General features: G+C 68.8%; 17 protein-coding genes. 13 read left to right on the top strand and 4 right to left on the bottom strand.

All coding sequences use genetic code 11. The features are described 5' to 3' along the window. The first annotated feature begins 3 nt into the window (after positions 1-3). Positions 4-333, top strand: a complete 330-nt coding sequence (locus ACX80P_RS13085) for a DUF2516 family protein (protein ID WP_459278548.1) — start codon at positions 4-6, stop codon at positions 331-333. Positions 334-338: 5 nt separating this feature from the next. On the opposite strand, the gene ACX80P_RS13080 is transcribed toward ACX80P_RS13085, so the two are convergent. Next, entirely contained in the window at positions 339-1,139 is an 801-nt protein-coding gene (locus ACX80P_RS13080) for a class I SAM-dependent methyltransferase (protein WP_459278547.1), read from the bottom strand. 128 nt (positions 1,140-1,267) lie between these two features. Between ACX80P_RS13080 and ACX80P_RS13075 the strand changes: the two genes are divergently transcribed. Then, on the top strand, positions 1,268-2,014 hold the full coding sequence (locus tag ACX80P_RS13075) for a phosphoglyceromutase (protein ID WP_459278546.1): 747 nt from the start codon (positions 1,268-1,270) through the stop codon (positions 2,012-2,014). Positions 2,015-2,083: 69 nt separating this feature from the next. Here ACX80P_RS13075 and phoU read toward each other — a convergent pair whose 3' ends face one another. Continuing rightward, positions 2,084-2,743 carry a phosphate signaling complex protein PhoU gene (gene phoU / locus ACX80P_RS13070; protein WP_459278545.1) on the bottom strand — a complete coding sequence of 220 codons (660 nt, stop codon included), beginning with the start codon at positions 2,741-2,743 and terminating at the stop codon, positions 2,084-2,086. 171 nt (positions 2,744-2,914) lie between these two features. Between phoU and ACX80P_RS13065 the strand changes: the two genes are divergently transcribed. Further along, positions 2,915-4,168, top strand: a complete 1,254-nt coding sequence (locus tag ACX80P_RS13065; protein ID WP_459278544.1) for a sensor histidine kinase — start codon at positions 2,915-2,917, stop codon at positions 4,166-4,168. Further along, entirely contained in the window at positions 4,165-4,845 is a 681-nt protein-coding gene (locus tag ACX80P_RS13060; RefSeq protein WP_459278543.1) for a winged helix-turn-helix domain-containing protein, read from the top strand. Before ACX80P_RS13065 ends, ACX80P_RS13060 begins: the two co-directional genes overlap by 4 nt. A gap of 87 nt (positions 4,846-4,932) precedes the next feature. On the opposite strand, the gene ACX80P_RS13055 is transcribed toward ACX80P_RS13060, so the two are convergent. Then, a complete protein-coding gene (locus tag ACX80P_RS13055; protein WP_459278542.1) occupies positions 4,933-5,463 on the bottom strand; it encodes a hypothetical protein in 531 nt (176 codons plus the stop codon). A gap of 257 nt (positions 5,464-5,720) precedes the next feature. Between ACX80P_RS13055 and ACX80P_RS13050 the strand changes: the two genes are divergently transcribed. The 6 genes from ACX80P_RS13050 (at position 5,721) to glgX (ending at position 12,723) form a co-directional block, all read left to right on the top strand. Continuing rightward, on the top strand, positions 5,721-6,203 hold the full coding sequence (locus tag ACX80P_RS13050; RefSeq protein ID WP_043443336.1) for a CarD family transcriptional regulator: 483 nt from the start codon (positions 5,721-5,723) through the stop codon (positions 6,201-6,203). Positions 6,204-6,272: 69 nt separating this feature from the next. Then, positions 6,273-7,397 carry an IspD/TarI family cytidylyltransferase gene (locus tag ACX80P_RS13045; protein ID WP_459278541.1) on the top strand — a complete coding sequence of 375 codons (1,125 nt, stop codon included), beginning with the start codon at positions 6,273-6,275 and terminating at the stop codon, positions 7,395-7,397. Then, positions 7,384-7,965 (top strand): 2-C-methyl-D-erythritol 2,4-cyclodiphosphate synthase, encoded by a 582-nt coding sequence (gene ispF, locus ACX80P_RS13040; RefSeq protein WP_459278540.1) that lies wholly within the window; start codon positions 7,384-7,386, stop codon positions 7,963-7,965. The genes ACX80P_RS13045 and ispF overlap by 14 nt, the downstream gene beginning before the upstream one ends. A gap of 52 nt (positions 7,966-8,017) precedes the next feature. Then, on the top strand, positions 8,018-9,475 hold the full coding sequence (gene cysS / locus ACX80P_RS13035) for a cysteine--tRNA ligase (RefSeq protein ID WP_459278539.1): 1,458 nt from the start codon (positions 8,018-8,020) through the stop codon (positions 9,473-9,475). 155 nt (positions 9,476-9,630) lie between these two features. Further along, complete coding sequence (gene rlmB, locus ACX80P_RS13030; RefSeq protein ID WP_459278538.1) at positions 9,631-10,614, top strand: 23S rRNA (guanosine(2251)-2'-O)-methyltransferase RlmB; 984 nt, start codon at positions 9,631-9,633, stop codon at positions 10,612-10,614. Positions 10,615-10,620: 6 nt separating this feature from the next. Then, positions 10,621-12,723: a glycogen debranching protein GlgX gene (gene glgX / locus ACX80P_RS13025; RefSeq protein ID WP_459278537.1), complete on the top strand. Its 2,103-nt coding sequence runs from the start codon at positions 10,621-10,623 to the stop codon at positions 12,721-12,723. An 87-nt stretch (positions 12,724-12,810) separates the two neighbouring features. Here glgX and glgP read toward each other — a convergent pair whose 3' ends face one another. After that, positions 12,811-15,423, bottom strand: a complete 2,613-nt coding sequence (gene glgP / locus ACX80P_RS13020; protein WP_459278536.1) for an alpha-glucan family phosphorylase — start codon at positions 15,421-15,423, stop codon at positions 12,811-12,813. A 134-nt stretch (positions 15,424-15,557) separates the two neighbouring features. Here glgP and ACX80P_RS13015 point away from each other — a divergent pair, with 134 nt between their 5' ends. Genes ACX80P_RS13015 through glgB form a run of 3 tightly spaced genes read left to right on the top strand, consistent with a single transcriptional unit; the run spans position 15,558 to position 23,181 of the window. Beyond that, positions 15,558-17,597, top strand: coding sequence for an alpha-1,4-glucan--maltose-1-phosphate maltosyltransferase (locus ACX80P_RS13015; protein WP_459278535.1), 2,040 nt, complete (start codon positions 15,558-15,560; stop codon positions 17,595-17,597). Next, entirely contained in the window at positions 17,597-19,363 is a 1,767-nt protein-coding gene (gene treS / locus ACX80P_RS13010; RefSeq protein ID WP_459278534.1) for a maltose alpha-D-glucosyltransferase, read from the top strand. The genes ACX80P_RS13015 and treS overlap by 1 nt, the downstream gene beginning before the upstream one ends. Continuing rightward, positions 19,360-23,181, top strand: coding sequence for a 1,4-alpha-glucan branching protein GlgB (gene glgB / locus ACX80P_RS13005; RefSeq protein WP_459278533.1), 3,822 nt, complete (start codon positions 19,360-19,362; stop codon positions 23,179-23,181). Before treS ends, glgB begins: the two co-directional genes overlap by 4 nt. The last annotated feature ends 358 nt before the right edge of the window (positions 23,182-23,539 follow it).

Here is a 23,539-nt window from a genome sequence, read left to right as displayed (position 1 = left end):
CCTGTGGCTCTCGTTTACGCAATCCAGTACTACCTGTACCTCGCCCTCGGCGTCGTGGCCCTCGGTATCGAGTTGTGGGCCCTCTCCGACTGCGTGCGCCGTCCAGGTACGGCCTTCGAAGCCGCCTTCAAGCGGACCAAGGGCTTCTGGCTGGCGCTCACAGGGGGAGCGGTCGTCGTCGGCCTGCTGTCCGCGCTGAGCAGCCGGGGTGGCTTCAACCTCTTCCAGTTGGTCGCGATCATCGCGGCCTGTGTGTACCTCGCCGACGTCAAGCCTGCCGTCAGTCAGACCTCGGGCCGAGGCGGGAGCCAGGGTCCCTACGGCCCCTGGTAGCACTCTCACCGCGGAGCGACAGCGTCCCAGCCCACGGTGACCTCACCGAGGCGCCAGCGTGAAGGACCGTCGTGCAGCGGCCAGCCGGCGGCCTTCATCGCCGCACACGTCGCCACCCACCGCTGCTGGTTGCCGAAGGATGCAAGGGCAGCGGCATCGAGCCATGCCCGGTCCAGCGCCTGCAGGTAACCGTGCACCCGCTCGCCCTCCACGTTCCGGTGGATCAACGCCTTGGGCAGCCTCTCCGCCACATCGGACGGGAGGCTGAACGCACCGAACCGCAGCGAGATGCTGAGCGACACCGGTCCCGCCGGCGCGACGGCAGCCCAGGTGGAGCGCCGTCCGATCTCGTCACAGGTCCCGTCGATGAGCAGCCCATCCGGAGCCAGCCGCCCACGGACCTCGTCCCAGTACGCCCCGTACTCGTCCTCGTCGTACTGCCGCAGCACATTGAATGCGCGCACGACGACGGGGCGCCGGCCCGCGAGCGGCAACTCGAAACCGCCCTGCCGGAAGCTGAGGCCAGGGCGTGTCAGCGGTTCTGCGCCCGCCACCCGCGCCGGATCGATCTCCATGCCCACCACCTCGACGTCGTCGCGGACCGACCGCAGGCGGGTGAACAGTTCGACGGCGGTGACGGGAGCCGCTCCATAGCCGAGGTCGACCACGAGCGGGTCGGCGGCCCGACGCAGGCGCGAGCCGTGGGATCCGGCGAGCCAGCGATCGACGCGGCGCAGGCGGTTCGGGTTGGTGGTGCCGCGGGTGATGGTCCCCAGAGGCTTGGGGGGACGGGATCGCGAAGGCACCCATCAACACTAGGGCACAGCGGGAGGGCCGCCGCGCCGGGCGGCCGGACCCCGGTGCTGCAGCCACCCGGCTGTCCTCCGGCGTTCCGGTATGACCCGCCGCAGGGCGATACGGCAGACTAGGACCCATGACCTACACACTGATCCTGCTGCGCCATGGCCAGAGCGAATGGAACGAGAAGAACCTCTTCACCGGGTGGGTGGACGTCGACCTCACCGAGAAGGGACGCGAGGAAGCGATCCGCGGCGGTCACCTCCTGACGGAAGCCGGCATCCTTCCGGACATCGTGTACACGTCCCGGCAGAAGCGCGCGATCATCACCGCCAACCTCGCCCTCGAGGCAGCGGACCGCAGCTGGATCGACGTCAAGCGGAACTGGCGCCTCAACGAACGCCACTACGGAGCGCTGCAGGGCAAGGACAAGGCCCAGACCCTCGCCGAGTACGGCGAGCAGCAGTTCATGGAGTGGCGCCGGTCCTACGACACCCCGCCGCCCCCGCTCGACGACGCCAGCGAGTTCTCGCAGGCCGACGATCCGCGCTACGCCGACCTCGGCGACGCCGTGCCGCGCACCGAGTGCCTCAAGGACGTCCTCGAGCGCTTCCTGCCGTACTGGGAATCGGACATCACAGCGGACATCAGGGCCGGCAAGACCGTCCTCATCGCCGCCCACGGCAACTCGCTCCGCGCCCTCGTCAAGCACCTCGACGGCATCAGCGACAAGGACATCGCCGCACTGAACATCCCCACGGGCATCCCCCTCGTGTACGAGCTGGACGAGGACCTCAAGCCCGTCAAGGCGGGTGGCACCTACCTGGACGCCGACGCCGCCGCCGCCGCGATCGAGGCCGTCGCGAACCAGGGCAAGCACTAGTCGCACACCCGCACCGACAGAACGACGGCGGTCCCTGCGGGGCCGCCGTCGTCCTGTCGTGTCGGTAGGTCAGATCAGCGGCGCGACGGGGTGCCACTCTCCCGTGACGAGATAGGTGACCTTCCGGGCCACCGAGACGCCGTGATCCGCGAAGCGTTCGTAGTAGCGGCTCGCAAGGGTGACGTCCACCGTGGTGGGTGCACTCTCGGTCCAGCCCTCGGCCGCAACGGCCTTGAAGACACTCGCGTGGAGCTCGTTCACCCGCGCGTTGGCGGCACTGATCTCGTTGCTCAGGTCGAGGTTGCGCGTCTCGAGGAGCTCCTTGACCTTCATCGCGATCTGCACGTCGAGTTCCGCGAGTTCGTCGAACGTCGCGCGGATACTTTCCGGGATCACGTTCTCGGGGAAGCGCAGCCGGGCGAGCTGGGCCACATGGCGGGCGAGATCGCCCATCCGCTCGAGCGACGCACTCATCCGCAGCGCGCCCACGATCATGCGGAGATCGGATGCCACCGGCCCTTGGAGGGCGAGGATGTCGATAGCCCGCTCGTCGAGGGAGTTCTGCAGGAAATCGATACGTGCGTCGGCGGCGATCACTTCCTGAGCGAGCTCCGTGTCGGCACCCTGGAAAGCACTGTTGGCCTTCTGTATGGCTTCCGTCACCAGCCGCGAGATCTCGATGAGCTCCTCGCCGATCTGGTGGAGCTCGGCCTGAAAAACCTTACGCACGTGGGCGTCCTTCCCTGGAAGTTTCGATTCGAACCGTTCCCACAGTTCTGCCGACGACCCTTCCAGCCAGCGGTGAACTGTTTCTCCGCTTTGTGTGAACGTTAGTTGAACCCCCTGCCTATTGCCACCGGATCGGGTGGGGCTGGAAACGCCAGAGCATAAGCTAGGTCCGTGGACCCCCTTCTCCTGACGCTCGCGGCCGGGCTGGTAGGCCTCGCCCTCGGCGTGATCGGCATGGCGGCGTTCCGTGCGAGCGAGACGCAGCGGCTCCGGCTCCTCGACGAGGACGAGCCGTCCCTGCCCGACGGCGCCGCTGAGGTCCTCTCCATCATCGGCAGGGCATACGTGATCGTGGACGCCATCGACGGCGTCGTCCGGGCCAGTCCGGCCGCCTACGCGTTCGGCCTCGTCCGCGGACATACCCTGGTCCATTCCGAGCTCCTGGACCTGACCGCACGCGTCCGGCGCGACGGCGTGATCGAGCAGCAGCAGCTCGAACTCCCGCGCGGGCCCCTCGGCCAGGGCATGATCGTGGTCCAGGTCCGCATCGCAGCACTCGGCGCCGAGTACATCCTCATCCTCGCGGACGACCGCACCGAGATCACCCGCACCGAGGAGATCCGCAACGACTTCGTCGCGAACGTGTCCCATGAGCTGAAGACGCCCGTCGGTGCGATCTCCCTCCTCGCCGAGGCCATCGACGACGCCGCAGAGGACGAGGTGGCGGTCCGCCGCTTCGCCCAGCGGATGCACAAGGAATCCGGCAGGCTGTCCGCACTCGTGCAGGACATCATCGAGCTCTCCCGCCTCCAGGGGGCCGACGTCGTGCGCCGCGGCAAGCCGGTGGACATCGACTCCGTCGTCGCCGAGGCGGTCGACCGCAACAAGCTTCCCGCCGAGAGCAAGCAGATCGACATCGTCGTCGGCGGGTCGGCCTCCGCGCCCGTGCACGGCGACCGCGACCTCCTGATGACGGCCTTCCGCAACCTCATCGACAACGCCATCCGCTATTCGCCCGAGGGCACGCGGGTCGGTGTCGGGATACGGTCGCGTGACGGCCTCGTGCAGGTCTCGGTCACCGACCAGGGCGTGGGCATCACGCCGGAGGAGCAGGAACGCGTCTTCGAGCGCTTCTACCGGATCGACGCCGCCCGGTCCCGACAGACCGGCGGCACGGGCCTCGGTCTCAGCATCGTCAAGCACGTGGTGTCCAACCACGGCGGCGAGGTCACCGTCTGGTCGCAGCCCGGGCAGGGCAGTACGTTCACGGTCAGGCTGCCCGAGATGGAGCGCACGGTCGACGACGACGTCGCGTCGGACGGTCCCGCATCGAGCGGCGTGGTCGACGGCGCCGTGCAGTCGGTCGAACGGAAGTCAGGGAAGAAGGGCAGCAGCGCTGCCCAGGAACAGGGAGTCAAGGCTTGAGCCGTATTCTGATCGTTGAGGACGAGGAGTCGTTCAGCGACCCGCTGTCCTATCTCCTCGGCAAGGAAGGCTACGAGGTGTCCGTCGTGGACAACGGCCTCGATGCCCTCGTCGAGTTCGACCGCTCGGGCGCGGACCTCGTGCTGCTCGACCTCCAGCTGCCCGGACTGCCCGGTACCGAGGTCTGCCGGCAGCTCCGCCAGCGTTCCAGCGTCCCGGTCATCATGCTGACGGCCAAGGATGCCGAGATCGACAAGGTGGTGGGGCTGGAACTCGGCGCGGACGACTACGTGACCAAGCCGTATTCCTCGCGTGAGCTCGTGGCCCGTGTCCGCGCGGTACTGCGACGCCAGGCCGAACCCGAGGAACTCATCTCGAACACCGTCCAGGCGGGGCCGGTCCGCATGGACATCGAACGCCACGTGGTGAGCGTCGCCGGCGACCAGGTGGCGCTCCCGCTGAAGGAGTTCGAGCTGCTCGAGATGCTGCTCAGGAATTCGGGCAGGGTGCTGACGCGCGGACAGCTGATCGATCGGGTCTGGGGCTCCGACTACGTGGGGGATACAAAGACCCTCGACGTCCATGTGAAGCGGCTGCGCGGCAAGGTGGAGCCCGATCCCTCGAACCCCCGCTACCTCATCACGGTGCGAGGGCTCGGCTACAAGTTCGAGCCCTGAGTCCAGGCTCTCCCGGCCCACAACCCGCCGACATGACGCTGCCCCCGCCCGATCGATCGGGCGGGGGCAGCGTCATGTCGGGGAGGGCTACTCGCCCTCGGCTGCCTCTTCGGTCGCTGCAGGCTCGCTCGGACGCGGGGTGAAGCCGCCGGGTACGAATTCGCGGTACTCGGCGAGGGTTCCGTCGAGCACGGGTACCTGGAAGGTCGCCTCCTCGCCGTCGACCCCGAAGTCGACGTCGATCAGCGAACCAGGAGCGTCGTCCAGCCCCTCGAGGGTGCTGTCGTCCTCGGTCTCGTCCTCGAACCTGAACTCACCCTCTCCATCGACGGTGATCCTGGTTTCCGCGCCACCCGCCCGGATGGACAGGTCCACGGGCTGATCACTCGTGTTGAACACCGTGCCGACGAGCCGCCCTGAGCTCTCGCCGTCGCTGCCCACGATCAGGATGTTGCGCAGCAGGACAGGCCCGACGTCCTTCACGATGCCGTCCGAGGCGGCGTACTGCGTCGTCGTCGACTGCTCCGAGGTGAAGCTGCAGCCGGAGACGCCCAGCATGACCAGCACGGCGCCGGCAGCAACGGACAGCTGCACTCGGTTCTTCGGTGCGAAATTCACAGCACAAACTCCTGGGGTTCAACAGGCGGGACAGGACGTAATCCGGGAGGGGACCTACAGGACAGACTATCGGCAACGCCGCCCGATCGTGGTGTCGCTTCCGGCCCCGCCTCGGCGGCTGGATCACCTAATCCTGGGTCCGTCAAGAGGCGAATGATAGTCACTTGGGCTTGATTCGGGCCTCTGACCTGCGAAAACGCGCGGGTCGGCGTGTCGTTGCCGTGATAAACTGATTCCCGGGAAAGGGGAAAGTCCACATGGTTTTTGAGGTCGGCGAAACAGTTGTTTACCCTCACCACGGCGCGGCGAAGATCGAAGAGATCAAGATGCGCGTCGTCAAGGGCGAAGAGAAGATGTATCTCAAGCTCAAGGTGGCACAGGGTGATCTGACCATTGAGGTACCAGCAGAGAACGTTGACCTGGTAGGGGTCCGCGACGTGGTGGGCAAGGAGGGCCTCGAGCATGTGTTCGACGTCCTGCGCGCCGAATTCACGGAAGAGCCCACCAACTGGTCGCGTCGCTACAAGGCGAACCTCGAGAAGCTCGCCTCCGGCGATGTCATCAAGGTCGCCGAGGTGGTCCGTGACCTCTGGCGCCGCGATCATGATCGCGGTCTGTCGGCCGGGGAGAAGAGGATGCTCGCCAAGGCGCGGCAGATACTGATCTCCGAGCTCGCACTGGCCGAGAAGACCGACGAGGAGAAGGCTGCAAGCGTTCTCGACGAGGTACTCGCCTCCTAGGAGGCGGTCCAACAAGGAAGAGGGACCTCCGGGTCCCTCTTTTTTGTCGCACTGCCATAGGGTGACGGAATGTCCGAGATGAGTTCCCAGCGCCCAGCCCCGGTCGAGGTCGGCATCGTCATCGTCGCCGCCGGTTCGGGGCAGCGCCTCGGCCGCGGCATCCCCAAGGCGCGCGTCCTTTGCGGCGGACGCACCCTCCTCGACCACGCGATCGAGTCCGTCCTGCTGTCCGGCGTCGCCACCGCCGTCGTCGCGGTCCTCCCGGAGGACGACGACGTCCTGGCCGTCGTCGTCGCGGAAGCGGCCGCCCGCAGCGCTGCCGGAAGCATCGCCCGACCCGCAGCCGGTGCCGTGGACGAACCCGTCGGCCGACCCGCTGGCGGAAGCAATGCCGTGGCGGCGACGGGCGGCTCCGGCGCGACGCCGAGTGCAGCCGCAGGGATGCACGCTCCGGTCCGGATCTCGGCCGTCGCAGGAGGCCCCACCCGCACGGCGTCGGTGCGCGCCGGGCTCGACGCCCTGCCCTCGACGATCGACGTCGTCCTGGTCCACGACGCCGCGCGGGCCCTCACGCCCCCTGCCGTCTTCCGCCGCGTCGCCACCGCCGTCGCGGAAGGGGCGCCCGCAGTCATCCCGGTGCTGCCCGTGGTCGACACGGTCAAGGTCGTCGACGGCGACCTTGTCACCGCGACGCCTGATCGTGCAGGACTGAGGGCTGTGCAGACCCCGCAGGGTTTCGACGCCGGTGCGCTTCGTGCGGCCCACGCCGGAACCGCGGCGGCGCACCCGGGTGTCACCGACGACGCCATGCTCATGGAAGCTCTGGGCCACGCTGTCCGTGTGGTCGAGGGAGACCCCCTGGCATTCAAGGTCACGACGCCCCTCGACCTCATCATCGCGGAGGCGGTCCTCGCAGAGCGCCCGGTCCTCGGAACGCCCGGCGTCCGGGTATGCCCGCACGAGGTGAGCCCAGCCGGCCCCGGGAACGAATCGAACCCCGGGCCCGTCGGGGACCCGCCGGAATCGGCCGGACCGGTCCGGGAGCGAACGGACCTGGCCGGACCCGCCACGAGCCGACCGAACCCGGTCGGACCGTCGGAGGGCGGGCCGCACCCGTCCGGACCAGCCGAGGATGCACCGGCCGCGTCGGGCATCGTCCCGACCATCAGCAGGAGCAGCCGTGTACCTGAGTGAGCACCTCCACCTTCCCCGCACCGGTATCGGCGTCGACGTCCACGCGTACGTCCCGGAGCCCGCGACGAAGCCGGAGCCCGCGACGAAGCCGGAGCCCGGGACCGGGGCCGCACCGGCCCCGCTCTGGCTCGCCGGCCTGCTGTGGGAGGGCGAGCGCGGACTGTCGGGTCACTCCGACGGCGACGTGGTGGCCCACGCCGCAGCCGACGCCCTCTTCTCGGCCGCCGGCGTCGGCGATCTCGGGACGCATTTCGGAACGGATCGCCCCGAGTACGCCGGCGCCCCGGGCCACACCCTGCTGTCGGCGGCCGCGGAGATCGTGAGGGCGGCCGGGTTCGACATCGGCAACATCGCCGTCCAGCTCATCGGCAACCGGCCGAAGCTCGGACCGCGCCGGGCCGAAGCCGAGGCCGTGCTGTCCGATGCCGCCCAGGCCCCCGTGAGCATCTCGGCCACCACGACCGATGGGCTCGGCCTCACGGGCAGGGGAGAGGGCGTCGCGGCGATCGCCACCGCCGTCGTCGTCCGGGCCGGGGCCCGCCCGACGCCGTCCGGCCCGGAAGGCTGAAGCCCGACGCCGTCCGGCCCGGAAGGCTGAAGCCGCCGGGTAATCTGGACCGGTGAGCCTGCGATTCTATGACACCGCCCGCGCCGAGGTGCGCCGCTTCGAACCCCTCGAACCGGGCAGGGTGAGTCTGTACTACTGCGGCGCCACGGTGCAGGGCATGCCCCACGTGGGCCATGTGCGGTCCGCCATCGCCTTCGACCAGCTCACGCGGTGGCTCGAAGCGCGCGGCCTGCGCGTCACCGTCGTCCGGAACGTCACCGACATCGACGACAAGATCCTCGCCCGGTCCCAGGACTCCTTCCGCCCGGGGGCCACGGACGAGGACGCGTCCCTGAAGCCCGAGGAGGAGTGGTGGGCGCTGGCCTACCGCTTCGAGCAGGAGTTCCGTGGGGCGTATGCCACACTCGGGGTGCGGCCTCCCACCTATGAGCCACGGGCCACGGGACACATCCCCGAGATGCACGCCCTCATCCAGCGCCTCATCGACCGCGGTCACGCCTATCCGGCGCCGGACGGCTCGGGCGATGTCTACTTCGACGTCCGCTCCTGGCCGGCCTACGGCAGCCTGACGCGGCAGGACATCGACGACATGCAGGCCGCGCCCGACGCCGACCCGCGGGGCAAGAAGGATCCGCGGGACTTCGCGCTGTGGAAGGGCTCCAAGGAGTCCGACCCGCCCACGGCGTCCTGGTCCAGCCCGTGGGGTGCAGGCCGCCCCGGCTGGCACCTGGAGTGCTCGAGCATGGTGACCAAGTACCTCGGCACGGAGTTCGACATCCACGGCGGAGGGCTGGACCTGCGTTTCCCGCACCACGAGAACGAGATGGCGCAGTCCCAGGCGGCCGGCCATGCGTTCGCCCGCTTCTGGATGCACAACGGCATGGTCACCTACGGCGGCGAGAAGATGTCGAAGTCGATCGGCAACACCGTCAGCCCGCAGGAGATGATCGACGCCGCCGGTCCCCGCGTGGTGCGCTACTACCTCGGCCAGGCGCACTACCGCTCGGTACTCGACTACCGTGAGACGTCGCTGCAGGAGGCGGCCGCTGCCGTATCCCGCATCGACGGTTTCATCGCGAAGGCGTCCGCGCGGGTCGGTGCCCCGGGCCACGCGATCTCCGCAGCGGACCTGCCCGCGGCCTTCGCCGATGCCATGGACGACGACCTCAATGTGCCCCAGGCCCTCGCGGTGCTCCACACCACGGTGCGCAGCGGCAACACCCACCTCGCCGAGGGCGACGACGACGCCGTACGCGCGTGCCTCGCCGCCGTCGTCGCCATGACGGGCGTACTCGGACTCGACGACGCCGGAGCCCCGGTCACGATCCGCGACAGCGCGTCGGCCACGGCCCTCGACGTCCTCGTCGGCGACCGCATCGCCGAACGGAGTGCCGCACGCAGCGCACGGGACTGGGCGAGGGCGGACGGCATCCGCGACGCGCTGGCCGCCGCGGGCATCACGCTCGAGGACTCCGCCGACGGCGTCACCTGGTCACTATCGGGGGGCTAGCGAGGCGCCACCCGACGCCGCCGGCGTGCCTCCGCGTCACGGTCGGGAGAGCGCCGCGCGCCGGCCGGAAGACGGCCACACGATGCGTGCTGAGGCAGTGGACGCGCTCCGCGTAAACTGGAGTCCACTCTTCTTCTATTCAAAGGTGTTCTCCCATGGCCAGTCACGGACGTCCAGGCGCGGTTCGCAAAACGAAAAAGGGCCCCACCATCGGCACCGGCGGACACGGCCGCAAGTCGCTCGAGGGCAAGGGCCCCACGCCGAAGGCGGAGGACCGCCCGTACCACAAGTCGTTCAAGAACAAGGAGCTGGCCGAGCGCTCGGCGGCGAAGCGGGCCGGCGGCAAGAGCGCCGGCACCGGCCGCACGAAGGGCAAGGCGGCCGAGGAGGTCGTCACCGGCCGCAACTCGGTCGTCGAGGCGCTCCGCGCGGGTATCCCTGCGAAGGCGCTGCATGTCGCCATCCGCGTCGAGATGGACGACCGCGTCCGCGATTCCCTGAAGATGGCGGCCGAGCGTGGGATCCCCGTCATGGAGACCGGCAAGCCCGAACTGGACCGGATGACCGACGGCGCCGTGCACCAGGGCCTCATGCTGCAGATCCCGCCCTACGAGTACGCGGACGCACTGGACCTCGTCGACGAGACCATCGAGCGGTACCGGCGCGGGCACATCGGCAACGCCCCTCTCTTCGTCGCCCTGGACGGCATCACCGACCCCCGCAACCTCGGCGCGATCATCCGCTCGGCGTCGGCCTTCAGCAGCCACGGCGTCATCGTTCCCGAACGGCGCGCGGTCGGCGTGACGGCGTCGGCGTGGAAGACCAGCGCGGGTGCCGCGGTGCGCGTCCCGGTCGCCCGCGTCGGCAACCTGAACTCGGCCCTGAAATCCTTCAAGGCCAAGGGCATCTTCGTCCTCGGGCTCGACGGCGACGGTGACGTCTCCCTCCCGGAGCTGTCCCTCGGCCGCGACCCGATCTGCATCGTCGTGGGCTCCGAGGGCAAGGGCCTCTCCCGCCTCGTGCGCGAGAACTGCGACCAGATCGTATCCATCCCGATCGACTCCGCCATGGAATCGCTCAACGCATCGATGGCGGTGGGGATCACGCTGTACGAGGTCTCCCGCCAGCGCTCCGCCTGACCGGCGATGGTCGATCCCGCACCGTCGCCCCGCCCCTCCCGTGACTTCCCGCTCGGGCTCCACGCCATCACCGGCTCCTGGGGGCGGGACTCCCACGCCAACGCCGCGGTGTGGGCCCCGGCCATCCCGTCGATCGACGTGCACTGGCGCCGCGCCGACGGCTCGTGGACCTCGGAGACGCTGGTAGGACTCGACGGCGGCGTCCACCACGGCGTCGTCGGTCCGGTGTCGCCGGGTGCGCTCTACGCCTTCTGGCCCACGGGCAAGGAGCTGCCGGGGACGGTCGGCGAGGCACAGCTGCTCCTCGATCCCTACTCCCGTGCGATCGAGGTCGTCGACACGCCACCCGGAGCGGACGAGCCGACGTCGCGTTCCTACTACTCCGTGTTCCTCGAGCACGCCTTCGACTGGGGTGCGAGCGAGCGGCCCCACACCCCGTGGCGGGACACCGTCATCTACGAGGCCCACGTCAAGGGCCTCACGAAACTCCACCCGGACATCCCCGAGGAACTGCGCGGCACGTACGCGGGGCTGGGGCATCCGGTCATGGTGGGGTATCTCCGCGACCTCGGAGTGACCGCCGTCGAGCTCCTGCCCATCCACTTCCACCTCGACGAGCCGCACCTCGAACCTTTGGGCCTCAGCAATTACTGGGGGTACAACACCCTCGGGTTCTTCTCGGCGCACACCGACTACGCGACGGCCGCCGCACGGGCCGCAGGGCCCGCCGCCGTGCTCGACGAGTTCAAGGGCATGGTCCGCGCGCTCCACGAGGCCGGGCTCGAGGTGATCCTCGACGTCGTGTACAACCACACGGCGGAGGGTGAGCAGCATCGGCCGGACCTCTGCTGGCGCGGGCTGGGAGATCTCGACTACTACCGGCACGACCACGCCGGGCACTACGTGGACACGACCGGCTGCGGCAACAGCCTGGACTTCTCCCAGCCCCGGGTCGTCGAGTTCGCGCTGGACTCGCTGCGCTACTGGGTGGAGGAATGCCAGGTCGACGGATTCCGGTTCGACCTCGCCGTCACGCTGTCCCGCGACGAGCGCAACGCCTTCACGTCGCGGCACCCCTTCCTCGTCGCAGCCGGCGCGTCCAAGTCCCTCCGCGGCACGAAGCTCATCGCCGAGCCGTGGGACATCGGCCCGCACGGCTGGCAGACCGGCCGGTTCCCCCCGGGCTGGGCCGACTGGAACGACGGCTTCCGCGACACGGTGCGCGATTTCTGGCTCCGCGACGTCGCGTCCCTCGCCCATGGCGGCACCGGGTCCTCGCCCGCCCGCCTGGCGGGCTGCCTGGCAGGCTCGGCGGAGACCTTCGCACCATCCGGCCGCAGCGCCCTCGCCTCCGTCAATTTCGTCACCGCCCACGACGGCTTCACGCTCGCGGACCTGACGGCGTACGAGCGCAAGCACAACGAGGCCAACGGCGAGAACAACCGCGACGGCCACAACGACAACCGCAGCTACAACCACGGTGCGGAGGGCCGCACGGAGGACGAGGCGATCCTCGCGTCCCGCGAGCGCAGTGCACGCAACATGATGGCCTCGCTGCTCATCTCGCTGGGCGTCCCGATGCTCACCGCAGGCGACGAGTTCGGACGCACCCAGGCCGGGAACAACAACGCCTACTGCCAGGACAACGAGCTCGCCTGGGTGCACTGGCCCGACGACGCCGCGTCCCGGCGCCTGCTCGAATCGACACGCACGCTGCTGGCGATCCGACGCGCGTTCCTCGCGCAGCAGCCGCCGTCCTTCCCGTCCCGTGGCGACCAGTCGACCCTGCTGTGGTTCAACGCCGCCGGACTCCCGATGACCGCACAGGAATGGGAGGACCCGCGGACCAGGACCGTGCAGCTGATCCTCGGTTCGGCGGGCGGCACCGTCAACGGGCTCGTCGTGATCAACGGCTCGCTCGAGGACACCCGCATCCACCTGCCCTCGGCCTGGATCCTGCAGGGGCAGGGGATCGAACAGGACCAGCTGCGCTGGTTCAGTCGGATCTTCGATTCCGCCTCCCGCGAGCCGACGCCCGCCCGCGTACGGCTGTGGTCCGGCGACGCCGACACCGTCGCCGCCGACTCGGTCCGTATCTACTCCTGCTGACACCGCTCCAGGCACCGCCCGAACAGCACGAAGCCCGGGACCATCGGGTCCCGGGCTTCGTCGCGTCCTGCGTGGGGCGGCCGCGGGTCAGGCGTTGACGACGAGACCCAGTTCCGCCTTCGTGACGAGCGTTGCGTGCCTCGGCAGCACCCGCACCGTGTAGCCGAAGGAACCGGAGTGGTCGATCCTGATGCCGCCCCTGAACAGGTAGCGGCCACTGCCGAGATTCTCGGCGACCTCCAGGTCCTGGACGGTGACGTCGCTCAGCTCATCGGTCTCGAGGGCACGGCCGTAGGCGACCTCGACCGCGACGTCGTCCGGGTCGAGCCCTCCGAGGGACACGTAGGCGTCGACGGTCAGCGAGTCACCGATCTGCGGGTCCTCCGTGACGCCGGTGGAATCGACATGCTCCACCTGGACGGCCGGCCAGCTGCCCTGCACCCGGGAACGCCACGCGGCGGTCCTCTTGGCGAGCGAGAAGTTGTCGGCCGATGCCGCATGGCCGGCGCGCCACGCCGGGCGGTACAGCTTCTCCACGTAGTCCTGCAGCATGCGCTCGGCGGAGACGGCAGGACCGAGCGTCGCCATGGTGTGCTTGATCATCGCGATCCACTGGTGCGGGACGCCGTCGCGCGAGGGTTCCGACGGGCCGGCGGCCCCGGCTCCCTCGGCCGGCACCTGCGAGTAGAAGCGCGGAGCGACCTGCGTCTCGAGGAGGTCGTACAGGGCGGCCGCCTCGATGTCGTCCCGCTCGTCGGCGGAGGCGCCGTTGTTCGCGGTCGGGATCGCCCACCCGTTGTCGCCGTCGTACATCTCGTCCCACCAGCCGTCGAGGACGGACAGGTTGAGGCCGCCGTTGATCGCGGCCTTCATGCCGGACGTACCGCAGGCCTCGAGCGGACGCAGCGGGTTGTTCAGCCAGACGTCGCAGCCGGGGAACAGGGTGCGGGCCATCGCGATGTCGTAGTTGGGCAGGAACACGATGCGGTGGCGGACCTCGGGGTCGTCGGTGAAACGGACCAGGTCCTGGATCATCCGCTTGCCCTGTTCGTCCGCAGGATGCGACTTGCCGGCGATCACCAGCTGGATGGGGTGTTCAGGGTGCAGCAGCAGGGCCTTCAGGCGGGCCGGGTCACGCAGCATGAGGGTCAGGCGCTTGTAGGTCGGCACGCGGCGGGCGAAGCCGATCGTCAGGACGTCCGGGTCCAGCACGGAGTCCGTCCAGCTCAGTGCGGCGTCGGCCGCACCGCGCTTCTTCCACGACGAGCGCAGGCGCTGGCGCACGTCGTCCACCAGGTTGGACCGGAGGTTGCGGCGCAGCTCCCAGACGTCGCTGTCGGGCACGTCGTACACCTTGCCCCACTGCGGGTCGAGGACGGACTCGGCACCGAAGTGTGCGCGGGCGAAGTCCGCGATCTGCGGGTCGACCCAGCTCGGCACGTGCACGCCGTTGGTGACCGACGTGATCGGCACCTCCTGGGTGTCGAATCCCGGCCAGAGACCCGAGAACATGCCACGTGACACCTCACCGTGCAGCTTGGCCACACCGTTGGCGCGCTGTGCGAGACGGAGGCCCATGACGGCCATGTTGAACTTCGTGCGGTCGCCGTCGTCGTAGTTCTCGGCGCCGAGGGCCAGGACGCGGTCCGTGGGGACGGCCGGTGCGAGGCCCGCGTGGAAGAAGTGCTCGACCTGCGCGCGGTCGAACCTGTCGATGCCGGCCGGGACCGGGGTGTGCGTGGTGAAGACGGTCGAGGCCCGGCCTGCGGTGAGCGCTTCCTCCCAGCTCATGGGGGACTCGTTCGAGGGGTCCATGAGCTCCCGGATGCGCTCGATGCCGAGGAAGCCGGCGTGGCCCTCGTTGGTGTGGAACACCTCGGGGGCCGGTGTGCCGGTGAGGCGCTCGAAGATACGCAGCGCCTTCACGCCGCCCATGCCGAGGAGCAGTTCCTGCTGCAGCCGCTGGTCACCGCCCCCGCCGTAGAGGCGGTCGGTGACGTTGCGGGCCGCCTCGTCGTTGCCCGGGACGTTGGAGTCCAGGAGGAGGAGGGGGACGCGCCCGACGTCGGCACGCCAGATGTGCGCGGAGAGCTGCCGGCCGTTGGGTAGCGGCAGCACCACCTTCGCGGCCGAGCCGTCCGGCTCGCGGAGCAGGGTGAGGGGCAGGCCGTCCGGGTCGAGGACGGGGTAGGTCTCCTGCTGCCAGGCGTCACGCGAGAGGGACTGCTTGAAGTATCCGGACTGGTAGAGGAGACCGACGCCGATCAGCGGGACGCCGAGATCGGAGGCGGACTTCAGGTGGTCGCCCGCCAGGATGCCGAGGCCGCCCGAGTACTGGGGGAGCACGGCACTGATGCCGTACTCGGGGGAGAAGTAGGCGATGCTGCGGGGGGCGTCGTCGCCGAGCCCCTGGTACCAGCGCGGCTGGGTGAGGTAGTCGTCGAGGTCCGCGCCCAGTTCCTGGATGCGCTGGACCAGCTTCGTGTCGCCGGCGAGTTGCTCGAGCTTCTCGCGCGTCACCGAGCCGAGGAAGGACACCGGATCATGGCCGCTCTCCTCCCAGGCCGCGCGGTCGATCTCCTCGAACAGGCGCGAGGTCGGAAGATGCCACGACCAGCGCAGGTTGCCCGCGAGTTTGCCGAGCGGTGCGATCTTCTCGGGGAGGACGGTTCGGACGGTAAATCTGCGGATTGCCTTCACCCCGATCACGCTAGCGCACTTGCCGAGCGGTGTGGCGGAACCGTTGCGTAAACGCTTGCTCGATGTGTTATCGGCGCCGATGTTACGCAAAGCTCCCTTAGCAATTCAGCCCATTACTCGCTAACGTCGTACGGGTGACCACCACAACCGACCAGAACCGAAATGCCCCTTATCCCGAAGGACTGCGGTTCGGCCGCATCCCCATCACCGCGGTCAGTCCCGTCGTCGAGGACGGACGGTTCCCTGCCAAGGCGATCCCCGGCTCGGACATCGCCGTGGGCGCCACCGTCTTCAGGGAAGGACATGACCAGCTCGGTGTATCGGCGGTCCTGTACGACGCCCGCGGCAAGGAGGTGCAGCGTGTCCGCATGACACCGGTCGGCGCGGGGCTGGACCGCTGGGCCGGCACGCTCACCCCCCGCACGAAGGGCCTCCACACCTTCACCATCGAAGGCTGGTCCGACGTCTACGGGACGTGGGAGCACGACGCGACCATCAAGATCGCGGCCGGCGTCGACGTCGAGCTGATGCTGATGGAGGGCGCAGCCCTCTTCACCCGCGCCGCGGGGGAGCGCAACGCGCGCGACGCCGCCCTCTTCCGCCGCGCCGCCCAGGCACTCGCCGACACCTCCGCGACCGTCGAGGAGCGGCTCGCCGCGGGCCTGTCACCCCAGGTCCACGAGGCGATCGCCCGCCAGCCCATCCGCTCGCTGGTCACCGCCTCACGGGCGTACCCGATCCACGTGGAGCGGGAACTCGCCGGCCGCGCCGCCTGGTACGAGTTCTTCCCGCGGTCGGAAGGCGCCACGTACGACCCCGAGACGGCACAGTGGACCTCCGGCACGTTCCAGGAGGCCACGAAGCGCCTCGACGCCGTGGCCGCCATGAACTTCGACGTCGTCTACCTGCCGCCCATCCACCCGATCGGCCACACGCACCGCAAGGGCCCGAACAACACCCTCACGGCCGGCCCCGGCGACCCCGGCTCGCCCTGGGCGATCGGCTCCGCGGAAGGCGGGCATGACGCCATCCACCCGGACCTCGGCACCTTCGAGGACTTCGACGCTTTCGTCGCACGCGCCAACGAGCTCGGTCTCGAGATCGCGCTGGACCTCGCGCTGCAGGCCGCACCCGACCACCCCTGGGTCGAGTCGCACCCCGAGTGGTTCACCACGCGCGTCGACGGCTCCATCGCCTACGCCGAGAACCCCCCGAAGAAGTACCAGGACATCTACCCCATCAACTTCGACAACGATCCCGCCGGTCTGTCGAAGGAGATCCTGCGGATCGTCCTCATGTGGGTCCAGCACGGCGTGAAGATCTTCCGTGTGGACAACCCGCACACCAAGCCCGTGCAATTCTGGGAGTGGCTCATCGCCAGGGTCAACAGGAAGCACCCCGACGTCATCTTCCTGGCCGAGGCGTTCACGCGTCCGCCCATGATGCACGCGCTGGGCCGCGCCGGGTTCCAGCAGTCCTACTCCTACTTCACGTGGCGCAACACCAAGACGGAGCTCGAGGAGTACTTCACGGAGATCAGCCAGGTCTCGCCGTCGTACTTCAGGCCCAACTTCTTCGTCAACACCCCGGACATCCTCACCGAGTACCTCCAGTACGGCGGTCCGGCGGCCTTCAAGATCAGGGCCGTGCTCGCCTCCATGGCGAGTCCCCTGTGGGGGGTCTACTCCGGCTACGAGCTGTTCGAACACGTGGCCCGGCCGGGCGCCGAGGAGTACATCGACAACGAGAAGTTCCAATACCGCCCGCGGGACTACGCGGCCGCCGAGGCTGAGGGGCGCTCGCTCGCCCCGTTCATCACGAGGCTCAACGCCATCCGACGTGCGCACCCGGCGCTCGGGGACCTCGAGAACCTGACCATCCACAGCAGTACCGACCCGGCCACGCTGGTCTTCGCCAAGCACAAGGAGACCGCGGGGGGCAAGGACACGATCATCGTCGTCGTCACCGTCGACCCCCACAGCACGCGGGAGAGCACGGTCTCGCTCGACCTGTCGAAGCTGGGTGTCGATGCGGCCGACCTCGACGGGAACGGTACGTTCCTCGTCGACGACCTCATCACCGGGCAGACCTTCGCCTGGGGCGAGCACAACTACGTCCGGCTGGACGCCCACGTCGAGCCGGCCCACATTCTCTCAATCAGGAGGCAGCACTAGTGCCCTACCCCTTCCAGCTCAATGCACCTGGACTGGCCCACGACCCCCTCTGGTACCGCAAAGCGGTCTTCTACGAGGCACTGGTCCGCGGTTTCGCCGATGCGAACGGGGACGGCTCCGGTGACCTCTCCGGCCTGATCGAGAAACTGGACTACCTGCAGTGGCTCGGCGTCGACTGCCTCTGGCTGCCTCCCTTCTTCAAGTCACCGCTGCGCGACGGCGGCTACGACATCTCGGACTACTACGACGTCCTCGACGAATTCGGCTCCCTCAGCGACTTCAAGCGGCTCGTCGCCGAGGCGCACGCGCGCGGCGTCCGGGTCATCATCGACCTGCCCGTCAACCACACCTCGGACCAGCACCACTGGTTCCAGGAATCGCGCCGCGACCCCGAGGGGCCGTACGGGGACTTCTACGTCTGGAGCGACACCGACGAGAAGTACGAGGACGCGCGCATCATCTTCGTCGACACCGAGGAATCCAACTGGACGTTCGATCCGGTGCGCCGGCAGTTCTTCTGGCACCGGTTCTTCAGCCACCAGCCGGACCTCAACTTCGAGAACCCCAAGGTGCAGGAAGCCATCTTCGACGTCGTGAAGTTCTGGCTCGACCAGGGCATCGACGGTTTCCGCGCCGACGCCATCCCCTACCTGTTCGAGGAGGAGGGCACCAACTGCGAGAACCTGCCGAAGACGCACGAGTTCCTCAAACGGCTCCGCGCGATGGTCGACGAGACGTACCCGGGCCGCGTGATCATCGCCGAGGCGAACCAGATGCCGGACGAGGTCGTCGAGTACTTCGGCGACAGCGACGGCGCCGAGTGCCACATGGCGTTCCACTTCCCGATCATGCCCCGGCTCTTCTACGCGCTGCGCGACCAGAAGGCCGCACCGATCATCGAGACGATGAGGGACACCCCCGACATCCCGGCCGGAGCGCAGTGGGGGACCTTCCTCCGCAACCATGACGAGCTCACGCTCGAGATGGTCACCAGCGAGGAACGCGAGGCCATGCTCGGCTGGTACGCGCCCGACCCGCGGATGCGGGCGAACGTCGGTATCCGCCGCCGCCTGTCCCCGCTGCTGGACAACTCCCGGGCCGAGGTGGAACTCATCCACGCCCTCCTGCTGTCCCTGCCGGGCAGCCCGTTCCTCTACTACGGGGACGAGATCGGCATGGGCGACAACATCTGGCTGGAGGACCGCGACGCATCACGCACGCCGATGCAGTGGAACCCCGACCGCAACGCGGGCTTCTCCCCGGTGGATCCCGGAAAGCTCTACCTGCCGGTCGTGCAGTCACTCGTCTACCACTACAACCACGTGAACGTCGAAGCGCAGATGGCGACGTCGAGCTCACTGCTCCACTGGGTGCGGCAGATGCTCGCAGTGCGCAAGGCCCACCCCGCGTTCGGGCTGGGCTCCTACCGCCATGTCGCCGTCGAGTCCGAGCACGTACTCGGCTTCCTTCGCGAGATCCCCGAGGGCAATGCCGAGGGCGAGCAGGCCGAGTCCGTCCTGTGCGTCTTCAACCTCTCGCAGCACCCGGTCGCCGCGAGGATGCGCCTCCCAGAGTTCGCGGGCCGCGGTCTGCGGGACCTCTTCGGAGGGTCCGTCTTCCCCGCGTTCGGCGAGGACGGAGAGGTCACCCTGACGCTCGGCAGTCACGACTTCTTCTGGCTCCGCATCCGCTCCGCCAGTTCCAACACGTCCTCACCGAACACCCAGGCGATCCCGGTCATCCCCGTCCCGGAGGCGATCCGATGACGGCGGCGCACACCCCGTTCATCCCGGAGGTCCTCACGCAGTGGCTTCCCACCCAGCGGTGGTTCCCGGCGCGGGGGCAGTCCGTCGACCTGACGGTCGTCGGCGGCACGGTCCTCGAGGACCCGGCCGGCGCCGCAGCCTTCGAGGTGCACTTCCTCGCCGTCGATTCGGGGCGGCGCACCGACGTCGTCAGCGTGCCGATCAGCTACCGCGCCGAACCGCTCGACGACGCCGGGGCCGGCCTGATCGGCCGGGTCGAACACCCCGCCCTGGGCGCCCGGTGGGCATACGACGCCACGCACGATGCCGACTTCGTGCGTCTCTGGGTGGACTTCATGCTCGGCGCGGGCGGCACGCCCGACGGCCGCCTGAACGGCGTCGTCATCAAGGCGCCCGCCCACCAGGAGCCCGGTGCCGCCCAGCCCGTCAAGGTCCTGCAGGGCGAGCAGTCGAACACCTCCGTGGTCTACGGCTCCGGCCCCGGCTCCATGATCGTGAAGTTCTTCCGGGTACTCGCCGCAGGCGACAGCCCCGACGTCGAGATCAGCGCCCAGCTCACCGCGGGCGGCTCCACCGACACACCGGACACCTTCGGCTGGGTCACCGGCACCTGGCAGGACGCCGGGGCTGAGCCGGGCCGGCACGTGACAGGGCATGTGAGCGTGCTGCGCGACTTCGTGGAGGGCAGCACCGACGCCTGGCGCACGGCGTCCGTCGCGGCCTCCACCGCCGCCGATTTCACCGCGGAGGCGCGGGGGCTCGGCCGCGCCGTCGCGAGGATCCACCGCCAGCTCGACGCCGCCTTCGGTCACCGCACGGCGACCGAAGCCGAGCAGGAGGACTTCAAGAAGGCCCTCACGGCACGCATCCGCTGGGCCTGGGAGGAAGCCGGTGACGCCGTCGGGCCGCTCGGCGCGGAGGTCGAGACCATCCTCCAAGCCGTGGAGACGCTCGGGGACATCCCACCATTGCAGCGGATCCACGCGGACCTGCACCTCGGGCAGATCCTCCAGGCGCCCGACGGCACCTGGCTCGTCATCGACTTCGAGGGGGAGCCCCTCCGGCCCACCGCCGAGCGGAGCGTCCCCGACGTCCCGGTGCGCGACGTCGTCGGCATGGTCCGTTCGCTCGAATACGCCGCGGCGTCCCGTGGCGCCGCACCCGTGGGCTCGCCCGCGGCGGCCGAGACGGAGCGGTGGTCCGACGCCGCCCGCGAGGCCTTCCTCGCCGGCTACGCGGAGGAATCGGGAGCACCCGTCGACACCGCCGGTCCGCTCTTCCGGGCACTCTGGCTCGACAAGGCCCTGTACGAAGTCGTCTACGAGATCCGCAACAGACCGGACTGGGTCGAGATGCCCGTCCGGGATGTCCGACGCGCGCTGGGTGCACAGCCCGGCGCGGACGCCACGAAAGCAGCTGACATGAATCCCCCCAAGAAGGCCGGGCCCGGCAAGGGTGCAGGCAAGGAATCCCTCGCGGGCAAGGCAGCGAAGGCCGTCACGGAGACCGCGAAGGCAGTAGCCGACAAGGCGAAGAGCGCGACGACGGAGATCGCCGCCAAGGCGAAGGACGCAGCCTCGGGCGCGGAGGGTTCCTCCAAGGCCGCAGCCACCGACGTCACGCCCCTCGCCGACCTCACCCCCGTCGCCGTCGACCCGTCGGTGCTGCAGCAGGTGTCCGAGGGCTCCTACCACCAGCCACACGCGGTGCTCGGCGCCCATCTGACCAGCGACGACGTCGTGACCATCCGGACGCTGCGTCGCCTCGCACGGTCGGTCGTCGTCGTGACGCGCAGCGGACGCACGGAGCTGACCCACGAGCACAACGGCATCTGGGCCGGCGCCCTGCCGGCCGAGGACCCGGGGCATGTCCCCGACTACCGGCTCGAAGTGACCTACGACGGCGACCCCCTCACGGTCGACGACCCGTACCGGTTCCTGCCGACCCTCGGCGAGATCGACATGCACCTCATCGGTGAGGGACGGCACGAGACGCTGTGGACCGCCCTGGGCGCGCACGTCCGCCACTACTCGTCCGTCCTCGGCGACATCGAGGGCGTGTCCTTCGCGGTCTGGGCTCCCAACGCCCGGGCGGTCCGCGTCATGGGTGATTTCAACGGCTGGGACGGCAGCGTCAACGCGATGCGCGTGCTGGGCAGCACCGGCATCTGGGAGATCTTCATCCCCGGGGCCGGTGCCGGCAGCTGCTACAAGTTCCAGATCCTCGGTAGTGACGGCCAGTGGCGTGAGAAGGCCGACCCGATGGCGAGGGGCACCGAGATCCCGCCGCTCACCGGTTCGAAGGTCGTCGAATCGACCTACGTCTTCGGCGACGACGAGTGGATGGCGGCGCGCGCCGCGACCGATCCGCACAACGGGCCCATGAGTGTCTACGAGGTGCACCTCGGGTCCTGGCGCCAGGGCCTCAGCTACCGGGAACTCGCGGAGCAGCTCGTGGAGTACGTCTCCTGGCAGGGCTTCACCCACGTGGAACTCATGCCCGTCGCCGAGCACCCGTTCGGCGGGTCGTGGGGCTACCAGGTCACCTCCTACTTCGCCCCGACCTCCCGTTTCGGCTCACCCGACGACTTCAGGTACCTCGTCGACAAGCTCCACCAGGCCGGTATCGGCGTCATCATGGACTGGGTCCCCGCGCACTTCCCCAAGGATGCGTGGGCGCTGGCCAACTTCGACGGCGGGACCCTGTACGAGCACGGCGACCCGTTCCTCGGCGAGCACCGGGACTGGGGGACGCTGATCTTCGACTTCGGGCGCCGGGAGGTCCGCAACTTCCTCGTCGCGAACGCCCTGTACTGGCTCGAGGAGTTCCACATCGACGGTCTCCGGGTCGACGCCGTCGCGTCGATGCTGTACCTGAACTACTCCAGGGAGGAAGGCCAGTGGCGTCCGAACAAGTTCGGCGGCCAGGAGAACCTCGAGGCCATCTCGTTCCTGCAGGAGGTCAACGCGACCGCCTACAAGCGGGCACCGGGGATCGTCATGGTGGCCGAGGAATCGACTGCGTTCGACGGCGTCACCAGGGCGACCAGCGCGGGCGGCCTGGGGTTCGGCATCAAGTGGAACATGGGCTGGATGCACGACACCCTCGAGTACATCGCCGAGGAACCCATCAACCGGATGCACCATCACGGCAAGGCGACCTTCTCCATGGTGTACGCGTACACGGAGAACTTCATGCTGCCCATCAGCCACGACGAGGTCGTGCACGGCAAGGGTTCCCTCCTGCGCAAGATGCCCGGCGACCGTTGGCAGCAGCTCGCCAACGTCCGCGCCTACCTCGCCTTCCAGTGGGCGCACCCGGGCAAGCAGCTGATCTTCATGGGCACGGAGTTCGGGCAGGAGGCCGAATGGGCCGAGCACCACAGTCTCGACTGGTGGCTCACCGACACCCCGTCGCACAAGGGTGTCCAGCAGCTCGTCCGATCACTGAATGCCGTGTACCGCGAGACGCCGGCGCTGTACGCCCGGGACAACGAGCCCGCCGGTTTCCAGTGGATCGACGAGAACGACGGCGAGCACAACACGCTGTCCTTCATCCGCTGGGACCACCAGGGGAACCCGCTCGTCTGCATCGCGAACTTCGCAGGCGGCCCCCACGAAGGGTTCCGCGTCGGGCTGCCCTGGGCGGGGGAATGGACAGAGGTGCTCAACACCGACTCCGAGGAGTTCGGCGGTTCCGGTGTCGGCAACTCCGGCATGGTGACCGCCCGCGAGGGAGCGCACAACGGGCAGCCGGCGTACGGGGACGTACGCGTCCCGCCGCTCGGCGTCCTGTACCTGAAGCCTGCTACTTCCTGATACCCGCACCACCACGGCAGCGGCGGACCCCCGGAGCGGGGGTCCGCCGCTGTTTTGCATCCGTCCAGGACCGGTGCTATCGTTTATATCCGCGCCGACGAAGTGATCTGGTCGGCCGACAACCACAGAACCAAGGCTCACCTCCTGTCCGTATGGATCGGGACGGGGAGCGGGGACAGCGGGAATCGGCAGATTTGCGGTTGTGGGGTTGGTGCGGGTAGGCTTGAAAAGTTGCTTCGGAGCGAGGATACGGCGTTTTGGTCGTGTTTGGTGCCGGTAGCTCCTGTTGTTTGAGAACTCAATAGTGTGCCAAGTTTGTTGATACCGATTGTTTTTTGATTGGTTGAATTTGCTGGTT

The sequence above is a fragment of the Arthrobacter arabinosi genome (genome assembly GCF_054511115.1).
This window is presented reverse-complemented; position numbering and strand designations above follow the sequence as displayed.

Coding starts and splice junctions, on each gene's coding strand:
- ACX80P_RS13075 (WP_459278546.1), top strand. CDS start 1,268: ATGACCTACACACTGATCCTGCTGCGCCATGGCCAGAGCGAATGGAAC.
- ACX80P_RS13050 (WP_043443336.1), top strand. CDS start 5,721: ATGGTTTTTGAGGTCGGCGAAACAGTTGTTTACCCTCACCACGGCGCG.
- ACX80P_RS13045 (WP_459278541.1), top strand. CDS start 6,273: ATGTCCGAGATGAGTTCCCAGCGCCCAGCCCCGGTCGAGGTCGGCATC.
- rlmB (WP_459278538.1), top strand. CDS start 9,631: ATGGCCAGTCACGGACGTCCAGGCGCGGTTCGCAAAACGAAAAAGGGC.
- glgX (WP_459278537.1), top strand. CDS start 10,621: ATGGTCGATCCCGCACCGTCGCCCCGCCCCTCCCGTGACTTCCCGCTC.
- glgB (WP_459278533.1), top strand. CDS start 19,360: ATGACGGCGGCGCACACCCCGTTCATCCCGGAGGTCCTCACGCAGTGG.